Source organism: Microcoleus sp. C2D2, assembly GCF_036702495.1.
Classification (GTDB): domain Bacteria; phylum Cyanobacteriota; class Cyanobacteriia; order Cyanobacteriales; family Microcoleaceae; genus Microcoleus.
Genome location: NZ_JAUBTO010000006.1, coordinates 45605 through 54638, shown reverse-complemented (window position 1 = coordinate 54638; position 9034 = coordinate 45605). Strand labels below are relative to the sequence as shown.

Sequence of the window (9034 nt, the reverse complement as noted above, 5' to 3'; positions counted from 1 at the left end):
CCTGCAATCTTCCGGCTTCTTTATTTTTTGGGCTACTTCAGGCATTCGGCACAAGATGCCTTCGGCAAGGCAAAAGTATAAATTCTCGCCTTCCATCACCCCCTCTCCCCAATCTAGAGCTTCTGCCTCTAATTCAAATAGCATCCGACCGCAAGTTTAAGGAATCACTAAGGAATAATTAATAACTTGTTAAAGGATCTCCTTTTGCCCTTCTCTCAATCTTCTGTTTTCAGAAATTCCGATACCGAGACAGACTTCGGGAGACTCTCCAGATCTTGAATTTCGCTTTCGTGGGCAAAAAACTCGACTTCTTTGTCGTCAATCTGGATCTGATAGCTAGCGGTAGCAGTCACAATCCGCCGCTTTTTTTTATCTTCTATTAAAACCCAACACACGACCGGTCTTACCCACCTCTCAACGTGCTGGCTTTGCTTTGTACTCCCAAAGGCATACCAGCCTTTAGCTTCAATAATTTGAAGCACTTTAAAATCGTTACTTGCCATATATATCTCGATCGCGTTAACTTCACTATTATTTTTAGATAGAACGGCACGCTTGGCTTTGCACGGCAAAGCTTCGGCAATTCCAAGCTGCACTTGACAACCTGATTTTTAGTCACCAGAAGCGGGTTGGCAGGGCATTGTCTGGGTTGTTGCCCGCTAAATTTAGTCCGGTGCTTTTGTACTCTGCCACAATTACGGGGAAGTATCTATCGCGCCTTCTCAAAAAATAGTCTCGCAGTAGCCTCAACAGCAGCAAACTAGACCTTAGCTAGCTGCATCTAAGTAGATGCCAACTACTTATAACACCCGTTTCACAAAAGAATGCAACAGTAGGCGCGTGCTCCCAACCATGATAGTTATCAGTCATTCCCAATCCTTCAATTATTTAATCTAAAATCTCAAATGGCATAACGCCTGGTTGGTGAGAGCGCTGGGCCTACAATGCTGTTGGGACTTTTTGCTGCAATCAACTGTCATTTTTACCCAATGGGGTAAAACTTAACTAGAGATTGTCGATTTCAATTTTAAGCCTCGGGGTGCCTAATTCCTAATTAATTGTATGGTGTAGTTGATAATTGCCAAAGCGTCGATCGCACTCAACAGCCGTGTCTAACTCTTCGATTACCATCACCGTTAAACTCTTCGCCGCCTTCGGTGAAGCCTTCGGCGTTTCGGAACTTACAGTAGAACTTCCTCCCGAAACCCCAGTGTCTCAAGTGCTCGAAAGCTCGATCGCCCAATATCCTCAATTAGAACAATGGCGCGATCGCACTCGCTTCGGCCTCAACATGGAATTCGTCTCCCCCGACACCATCCTCCAAGACGGCGACGAAGTTGTACTCATCCCTCCCGTCAGCGGTGGATAAGCCATGAGGGGGAGAGTGTCCGAGGATTTGACTCTTTGGGGAATAGGGAATTGAAATAGACAATTTCAATGCAGTACAGCTTAGTGTTGAGTTGTAGGCGCGGTGCCAAGAGTTCCCGCCTGAGATTTTTGAGTGACCAATAAAAAAAAGCTTTATAAAGTTTTGCAATGAGTTTTTAAGGGAATTCATTCTTGAGTTCGGTTAAGAGCAAGGCTTTTGCTTTCTTTTTGCATTCCTCGGCAGAGCCTAGAAGCCACTCTGAGAGAGTGATTGAGAACTATCCAGCCAGCTCGGACCTGCAACTCAATATTGCTTTCAAATCAATCCCGACTAAAAAAATCGGGTATGGTTGACGGGGTAAATTGACCGTGCTAATCTTGCACAAGACTTAGAACACATCGCAAAACTAGAGAGTTGAGCTATGACCCAGGCGACCAGAACCCAATCCACAGCAGCAACCTTCACAGCCCTCAAATGTAAAGAATGCGGCGAAGAGTACGAACTCCAAGCCAAGCACGTCTGCGATTGCTGTTTTGGCCCGCTTGAAGTCAAGTACGACTACGACGCCATCCGCCGCACCGTCACTCGCCAAACCATCCAAGCCGGCCCCAACTCGATCTGGCGCTACCGCGCATTTTTACCAGTCGCTACAGATAACGTCATCGATGTCGGCACCGGCATGACTCCTCTATTAAAATCCCACCGCTTAGCCCGTCGCCTCGGTCTAAAAAATCTTTATATTAAAAACGATGCCGTCAATATGCCCACTCTCAGCTTTAAAGACAGAGTGGTGTCAGTCGCCCTCAGCAGAGCGAGAGAATTGGGTTTCACAACAGTATCCTGTGCCAGCACCGGCAATTTAGCTAACTCCACCGCTGCGATCGCCGCCCACGCCGGACTCGACTGCGTAGTCTTCATCCCCTCCGACTTAGAAGCAGGCAAAGTCCTCGGCACTCTGATTTACAATCCAACTGTCATGGCAGTTCACGGCAACTACGACCAAGTTAACCGCCTCTGTTGCGAAGTCGCCAATACACATGGCTGGGGATTTGTCAATATCAACTTGCGTCCCTACTATTCCGAAGGCTCAAAAACCCTCGGCTACGAAGTGGCCGAACAGCTAGGCTGGCAATTGCCCGATCACATCGTCGGTCCCCTTGCCTCCGGCTCCCTGTTCACAAAAATTTACAAAGGTTTTCAAGAATTCATCGAAGTCGGTTTAGTTGATGAAAAGAAAGTCCGGTTCAGCGGCGCCCAAGCTGACGGCTGTTCCCCAATCGCCCAAGCATTCCGCGAAGGCCGTGATTTCGTCAAACCGGTGAAACCGAATACAATTGCTAAGTCGATCGCGATCGGCAATCCAGCCGACGGTATGTACGCCTTGGAAATCGCCCGCAAAACCAACGGCAACATTGAATCCGTCAGCGACACCGAAATCATCGAAGGCATGAAACTGCTAGCAGAAACAGAAGGCATCTTCACTGAAACCGCAGGCGGCACGACAATCGCCGTCTTGAAGAAACTCGTAGAAGCAGGTAAAATCAATCCCGATGAAACCACCGTCGTTTACATCACCGGCAACGGTTTGAAAACGCAGGAAGCAGTTCAAGGCTACATCGGCGAACCCATCACCCTCGAACCCAAACTAGAAGCGTTCGAGCGCGCCCTAGAACGCGCCCGCACCCTCGAACGCTTAGAATGGCAACAAGTTTCGGTTTAACAGCTATTAGTCAGCAGTCGGCAGTCATTAGTCATTAGTCATTAGTTGTTAAGCTGTTGACTGATGACAACTGACTGCTCGCTGAGGACTAATGACTGAGGACTAATAACTAATAACTAATGACTAAGGACTACTGACTAAGGACTAACAAAATGACCGTCAAAGTTTTAATTCCCACTCCCCTGCAAAAATTCACCAACAATCAAGCCACCATCGAATGCGGCGGCGACAACATTTCCGAACTGATTGAATCCCTGGAAACAAATTGTCCCGGCATCAAAAAAAGCCTGTGCGACGAAAAGGGAGAACCCCGCAGATTTCTCAACTTCTACGTCAACAGCGAAGACATCCGCTTTTTGGATGGCTCAAAAACAGCCCTCAAACATGGCGATGAAGTCAGCATTGTTCCAGCAGTGGCTGGTGGTTGATTTTTGACCGCAGATTGAGGCATTATCGGCTTTAGATATCCGACTTCTTAAACAAGTCGGGTATTTTTACTTTTGGCTTTTTTAGCTTAGTCCACTTATTAAACTATTTGATTGCAATTATCGCCTTCATCGGCCAATTCAACTCATAGATATTCTCCCTGTATTCAATTCCTAGAATGTCTTTGCAACCTTCAAAGACTTGCTGAATTTTCTGGTACTCACTACCAGGCAACTTTGTCATTGCATGAAACTTGTATACGAATGCTCCAATATCGTATTCTGTTTTGAAACGCCATTTTTGCGGGATATCCACTATGTCAACATTTTTATCTAGGAACCCTCCCAAATAACAAAGAGTTCTGGCGAACTCCTCCGACATAAACTTAACTTCATGTCCCGTCAGACAATACCTACCTACGTGTTTGTCAAAATGTTTCGCCAGGGAACTTCCCTGAAAAACATCGCCAATCACTAACTTTCCCTTCGGTTTTAATGCCTTGTAAATTCTTTGAAATGCTTCAGTCTGATTTGGACAATGGTGGAAACCGCCAAAACTCCATATCTTATCATAAAGCTGCGATCGAACTCTCACGAATTCAGAGTAAATCTTCATCTACCTTTATCTAATGCTTAAAATAAACCTCCTTTTAGCTGCTCGACGGTAACTTGTCAAAACTGGACGGGCGGGCTTGACAGTTAAAGCGACAGGTTTTATCCTGTCGCTTGCTGTCTTTATAAAACTAAGAGACGACGGAAGCTACTCTTGCACCAGTCCGAGGACGACGACGACCTGTTACTGTATTCACAGGGGCTGGTACTGGCGACGGTACTGATGATGCTAGTTTAGGTGCTTCAATGGAAAGTTGAGATGTTTGCACAAATTCCGATCGCACTGCTTCTTCAGGAATCTGCATCAAGAATACCAGCAAGGGATTGCTTTGAAGTTCCCGGCGCATCACTCGCCCAATAGCCTTTTCTATTTGCGTTTGAACTCCTACCCAGTCAACATCAACTTGTGAGTCTGATGTAGCAGGTTTTACAAATTCTGACCAGCGATCGCTCAAAACTGTTTCAATAGTTTGAGTGATTAATTTGATCACCTCCGCGCTATCGGCTGATGTCACGACACCTTTCAAGTGTACTTCCGGCTTCGCAACCAACTTGCCTTCCCAATTCAAAGCCGCCGCTACAGTTACAACACCATCTCCGGCCAACTGCTGGCGTTCCTTGAGGACGTTCGCCTTAACCACGCCCGATCGAGAAGAATCTACCAATTCAATCCCTGAAGGCACTTTACCAGCAACTCGTATCGAATTTTCAGTTAATTCTACGACATCGCCGTTATCAACAATCACCATATTGCTAGCGGGAATGCCCATGCTTTGAGCCGTCTTCGAGTGCTGGATCAGCATCCGGTGTTCTCCGTGAACCGGCAAGAAGAACTTGGGACGAGTCATGTTAATCATTAACTTTTGGTCTTCTTGACAACCGTGTCCCGAAACGTGAATGCCTTTGTCGCGGCCGTAAACCACGTGTGCTCCCAGCATCATCAGTTTATCGATCGTGTTTACCACTGCGATCGTATTTCCCGGAATCGGATTAGCCGAGAAAATGACTGTATCGCCCTTTCTGATTTTCAGTTCGTGATGTTCGCCGTTAGCAATGCGAGTCATCGCCGCCATCGGTTCGCCTTGGGAACCTGTAGTTAAAATCAGTATCTTGTCTTCAGCCAAATTGCGGATTTCTTTCAGCGGTTTGAAAATACTATCTTCGCATTTGATGTAGCCGAGATTGCGGCAGTGAGCGATGACGTTAAGCATCGAGCGACCAACCACTCCGACATACCGATTGTTTTTCTTAGCCAACTCCAAAACAATTTGCAATCGGTGTACCGACGAAGCAAAAGTCGTCACCATCACCCGTCCCGGTGCTTGAGCGATAATTCTGTCTAAATTCGGCGCAACCGAACGTTCCGAAGCGGTAAAACCCGGAACTTCCGAGTTAGTAGAATCGCTGATCAAGCACAGCACGCCTTTCTCGCCGTACTCGGCCAGCTTTTGCAAATCAAAATGCTCGCCGTCTACAGGAGTGTGGTCAATTTTAAAGTCTCCGGTGTGGATCAAAATTCCCACGGGAGTGTGAATTGCCACCGTAAAACTGTCAGCCATCGAGTGAGTGTTGCGGATGTATTCGACTAAGAAATGCTTGCCAATTCTTACCGTATCCCGCGGTCGAACTGTCCTCAATTCTGTGCGGTGAGACACTCCCGCTTCTTCCAATTTTCCGGCTAGCAAAGCCATCGCCAAACGCGGGCCGTACATGACCGGAATTTCAAATTGTTTGAGGTGATAAGGGATGCCGCCTATGTGGTCTTCGTGACCGTGTGTCACGATCATGCCTTGAATTTTGTGGCTGTTTTCCCGCAGGTAAGTCATGTCTGGGAGGACAATATTTACCCCGTGCATTCCATCTGTCGGGAAGGCTAAACCTGCATCTAAAAGAATTATTTCGTCGCCGTACTCGAACACACAAGTGTTTTTACCGATTTCGTGCAGTCCGCCAAGGGGAATAATTTTTAGAGCTGAGGCAGTTGTATTTTTTGCGATCATGCGTATCCTTTGTTAGTTATTTTTGTTATTTGTCTGTTGTCTTTCGTCTTTCGTCTTTTGTTCGTTGCTAGGGCGATTTTTTTCCAAATATTTATGGAAAACTCCCCTGGGGGTGTTACTCTCCCCTACAGTCAGTTGTCTTTTGCCTTCAGCCTTTAATCCTCAGTCTTTATTTTTTGACTGTTAGCTAATTACTAACAGTTAATTACTAAAGACTAATGACTAAGAACTAATGACTTATCACAACCAATATTCAGTTGTCTGAAAACTCGTTCTCGCCTGTCTAGATAGCTGATACTGTGGCTAGCTGGCTCAGTACGTCCTTTAACTTTTGAGTCATCTCAACGGGCGGATCGCACAGGGGCGGACGGGTGGAGCCTACATCCCAGCCTTGAAGTTTGAGAGCTGTCTTGACGAGAATGGGATTTGTGGTGAGAAAAAGAGCTTTAAACAGGTCAAAAAGTTGCAAGTGAATCTGGGTAGCGACTTGAACTTGACCGACCTCGAAAGCTTCGATCATCTGTTGCAGTTGCTCTCCTACCAGATGGCTGGCTACGCTAACTACACCAGATCCTCCTACCGCCAACATGGGCAAAGTTAGGGAATCATCTCCAGAATAGATGGCAAATTCAGGGGATGTCAAGCACCTAATTTGACTTGCTTGATCTAAGTTGCCACTTGCTTCTTTTACGGCCACAATGTTGGGGATTTCTGCCAATCGAGCCACCGTCTCCGGCAACATATTCTGACCAGTGCGACCGGGGATGTTATATAACATTATAGGCAATTCGGGAGCAGATTGCGCGATCGCCCGAAAATGATTGTACAAACCTTCTTGCGGCGGCTTGTTGTAATAAGGAACCACCTGCAAACAGCCGTCTAACCCCAGTTTAGCTGCTTTTTGGGTAGCTGCTACTGCTTCTAGTGTAGAATTCGATCCGGCTCCTGCGATTACCAACGCCTTACCGGCCACCGCCTTTTGTACCACCTGAAATAATTCGTACTCTTCATCCCAGGTCATAGTGGGAGACTCGCCGGTTGTGCCGCACACTACCAAGCTATCCGTACCGCGATCGGCTAAATGAACTGCCAATTGTTCTGCTACCGCATAGTTAACGCTGCCGTCTTCCTTAAACGGCGTAATCATTGCAGTCAGAACCCGTCCAAACTTTACCACACTTTCTCCGATTTTAGACTGTTGATTTTTGATTTTAAATTTTTGATTTCAGATGAAAGGTTTATCTAAAATCCCCAATTTCAATTTTCAAGTTGCGAGGGTTCCCCCTAATTAGAAGCTGCGGCCACTGGGGTTCGCAACAAATCTTTTTGGGCCAGCAACTCAGCTATCTGCACCGCATTTAAAGCCGCCCCTTTGCGAATTTGATCGCCAGACAGCCACATCTCCAACCCGCAGGGGTGAGAAATATCTTGGCGAATCCTGCCGACTAACACCTCATCCTTACCGCTGGCCTCCACAGGCATCGGGAAATAATTAGCTTGCCAGTCTTCTACCACCTTAACCCCGCTTGCCTGCTTTAAGATTTCCCTGGCCTCGATCGCGCTAAAAGGCTCTGCAAACTCTAGATTAATTGCTTCCGAATGAGCGCGGAGTACGGGAACCCGCACGCAAGTTGCCGTAATTTTAATCTCGTCCGTACCAAATATCTTCCGAGTTTCGTTTACCATTTTCATCTCTTCTTCACAATACCCCAAATCGTTAATCGGCGTATTGTGCGGAAACAAATTAAATGCTAAGGGGTAGGGAAATATATCGGTTTTGGGCGTTTCCCCCTGCAAAATTGCTCTTGCTTGAGCTTTCATTTCCTCCATTGCCCTCGCCCCCGCCCCGCTGGCAGACTGGTAAGTCGCTACAACTATGCGCTGTACCGGCCTAACTTTGTGAAGCGGCCAAACGGCAACTGCCATCAAAATCGTCGTGCAGTTGGGATTAGCAATTATACCTCGGTGAGCTGCCGCCGCTTGGGGATTGACTTCTGGAACCACTAGCGGTACCGTCGCATCCATGCGGAAAGCGCTAGAATTGTCAATGACCACTGCTCCGGCTGCCACCGCTTGCGGAGCCCACAATTTAGAAGTAGAGCCGCCGGCAGAGGCGAGCACCAGATCTACATTATCAAACGATCGCCCCGAAACTGCTTCGACCGGCAGCATCTCGCCACCAAAAGGCAAGGTAGTGCCTGCTGAACGCTCCGAAGCCAGAAGCTTCAATTTAGAAATCGGAAAACTCCTGCTGTGCAAGAGTTCTAGCAACTCGGCCCCGACTGCGCCGGTGGCTCCTAAAATGGCAACTCGATAGGATTGAGACAAATTACTTTCCTCCACAAATTATAGTTTCAACGATCGAAATCAAAAATTTAAATAACTGCAATTCTCAATATCAAACTTAATTAATGTTATGCGACATCAGGAGCATGAGAGGATGACCGTGGTGCAGTTAACCGAAACGGGCGATCGGACTTCCCGATTGAGCCGTGCGATCGAACCCAATGCCAGTTTAGCATCTTTTGCCGCAAGCGTTGCCCTCGAAGAGGATCGCCCGCGCCCAATCCGCATCCGCTTAGGTTTTGCGATCTATCTGCATTTTAGCAGGCGCATCCATTCACTTTGACAGGGCCCGGAGGCCGGCAAGATTGACATCACAGGGCGATATGTGCTATGGTGCATCGGCAATTAGTGGACTTAACCTCCACATTCCTAGCAGCAAAAGCTAGTATCCTCAAACCAAAACTATTTGGCAAGAGCCAAAAAAGTAGCCGGCAATGACTGACAGTCTCATCCGGTAAAGGTGTTTGTAGTTGTGCCGTTACGAGTCAAAGCGTACAAAATTAAAATGCAGGCAAAGTCAGATTTGTATGTATTTTATTACTATTGTTAAATATCAAAAAAG

Annotated in this window: 9 protein-coding genes; 4 read left to right on the top strand and 5 right to left on the bottom strand. The window is 47.0% G+C overall.

The features are described from left to right. Window positions 1-215: 215 nt before the first annotated feature. The gene (locus QUB61_RS03710) at window positions 216-596 is read right to left on the bottom strand and encodes a hypothetical protein (protein ID WP_333123794.1); all 381 of its coding nucleotides are present in this window, start codon (window positions 594-596) and stop codon (window positions 216-218) included. A 512-nt stretch (window positions 597-1108) separates the two neighbouring features. Between QUB61_RS03710 and QUB61_RS03705 the strand changes: the two genes are divergently transcribed. From QUB61_RS03705 to QUB61_RS03695, 3 genes are all read left to right on the top strand, one after another. After that, complete coding sequence (locus QUB61_RS03705; RefSeq protein ID WP_333123791.1) at window positions 1109-1369, top strand: MoaD/ThiS family protein; 261 nt, start codon at window positions 1109-1111, stop codon at window positions 1367-1369. A gap of 421 nt (window positions 1370-1790) precedes the next feature. Continuing rightward, on the top strand, window positions 1791-3089 hold the full coding sequence (gene thrC / locus QUB61_RS03700) for a threonine synthase (RefSeq protein ID WP_333123788.1): 1299 nt from the start codon (window positions 1791-1793) through the stop codon (window positions 3087-3089). Window positions 3090-3241: 152 nt separating this feature from the next. Then, a complete protein-coding gene (locus QUB61_RS03695) occupies window positions 3242-3517 on the top strand; it encodes a MoaD/ThiS family protein (protein ID WP_333123786.1) in 276 nt (91 codons plus the stop codon). Between the two features lie 103 nt (window positions 3518-3620). Here QUB61_RS03695 and QUB61_RS03690 read toward each other — a convergent pair whose 3' ends face one another. From QUB61_RS03690 to QUB61_RS03675, 4 genes are all read right to left on the bottom strand, one after another. Then, complete coding sequence (locus QUB61_RS03690) at window positions 3621-4130, bottom strand: methyltransferase domain-containing protein (RefSeq protein ID WP_333123783.1); 510 nt, start codon at window positions 4128-4130, stop codon at window positions 3621-3623. A 127-nt stretch (window positions 4131-4257) separates the two neighbouring features. Then, window positions 4258-6126 carry a ribonuclease J gene (locus QUB61_RS03685; RefSeq protein WP_333123780.1) on the bottom strand — a complete coding sequence of 623 codons (1869 nt, stop codon included), beginning with the start codon at window positions 6124-6126 and terminating at the stop codon, window positions 4258-4260. Between the two features lie 283 nt (window positions 6127-6409). After that, window positions 6410-7303, bottom strand: coding sequence for a 4-hydroxy-tetrahydrodipicolinate synthase (dapA, locus tag QUB61_RS03680; RefSeq protein WP_333123777.1), 894 nt, complete (start codon window positions 7301-7303; stop codon window positions 6410-6412). Between the two features lie 107 nt (window positions 7304-7410). Then, window positions 7411-8454, bottom strand: coding sequence for an aspartate-semialdehyde dehydrogenase (locus QUB61_RS03675; RefSeq protein WP_333123773.1), 1044 nt, complete (start codon window positions 8452-8454; stop codon window positions 7411-7413). Between the two features lie 112 nt (window positions 8455-8566). Between QUB61_RS03675 and QUB61_RS03670 the strand changes: the two genes are divergently transcribed. Further along, window positions 8567-8755 (top strand): hypothetical protein, encoded by a 189-nt coding sequence (locus QUB61_RS03670; RefSeq protein WP_333123770.1) that lies wholly within the window; start codon window positions 8567-8569, stop codon window positions 8753-8755. Window positions 8756-9034: the final 279 nt, after the last annotated feature.

What these genes read in the sequence shown, in the direction of transcription:
- QUB61_RS03670 (WP_333123770.1), top strand. Translation starts at nt 8,567, where the DNA reads ATGACCGTGGTGCAGTTAACCGAAACGGGCGATCGGACTTCCCGATTG.
- thrC (WP_333123788.1), top strand. Translation starts at nt 1,791, where the DNA reads ATGACCCAGGCGACCAGAACCCAATCCACAGCAGCAACCTTCACAGCC.
- QUB61_RS03690 (WP_333123783.1), bottom strand. Translation starts at nt 4,130, where the DNA reads ATGAAGATTTACTCTGAATTCGTGAGAGTTCGATCGCAGCTTTATGAT.
- QUB61_RS03695 (WP_333123786.1), top strand. Translation starts at nt 3,242, where the DNA reads ATGACCGTCAAAGTTTTAATTCCCACTCCCCTGCAAAAATTCACCAAC.
- QUB61_RS03685 (WP_333123780.1), bottom strand. Translation starts at nt 6,126, where the DNA reads ATGATCGCAAAAAATACAACTGCCTCAGCTCTAAAAATTATTCCCCTT.